This is a genomic window from Streptomyces africanus (assembly GCF_002150735.1).
In the GTDB taxonomy this organism is placed as follows: Bacteria; Actinomycetota; Actinomycetes; order Streptomycetales; family Streptomycetaceae; genus Streptomyces; species Streptomyces africanus.
Map to the genome: position 1 here is coordinate 922 of NZ_MUKA01000536.1, position 423 is coordinate 1,344.

A 423-nucleotide genomic window follows, 5' to 3' on the forward strand; every position below is an offset into this window, starting at 1 on the left:
GTGGGCAGCTGCGCGGCGGCGAGGCAGCTGTCACCGGACCACACCCCTCAGAGCACTCCCGGCTCACACAGGAAGGGACTGGCATGCGCAGCACCTCGCATTTACCGTTCTTCCGGGTTCTTCTGACTCTGCTTCTGCTCGCCCTCGGCGTGACCCTCGCGCCAGGGGCCGCTGCCGCGCCCACGGTTACCCCCGTACGCATCATGCCCCTGGGTGACTCGATCACCGGCTCGCCCGGCTGCTGGCGCTCGGTGCTGTGGAACCGTCTGCGCGGTGCCGGTCACTCGAACATCGATTTCGTCGGCACCCTCAGCCAGCAGGGCTGCCCCCAGGCGTTCGACGGCGACAACGAGGGTCACGGCGGTGAGCTCGTGACCAACGTGGCGAACCAGAACCTGCTTCCCGCCCGACTCTCGGCCATGC

At 68.3% G+C, this 423-nt stretch carries 1 pseudogene; it reads left to right on the top strand.

What is annotated here, in order from left to right:
• Positions 1-83: 83 nt before the first annotated feature.
• Positions 84-423, top strand: a pseudogene (locus CCL05_RS41590) (cellulose-binding protein); the annotation flags it as partial.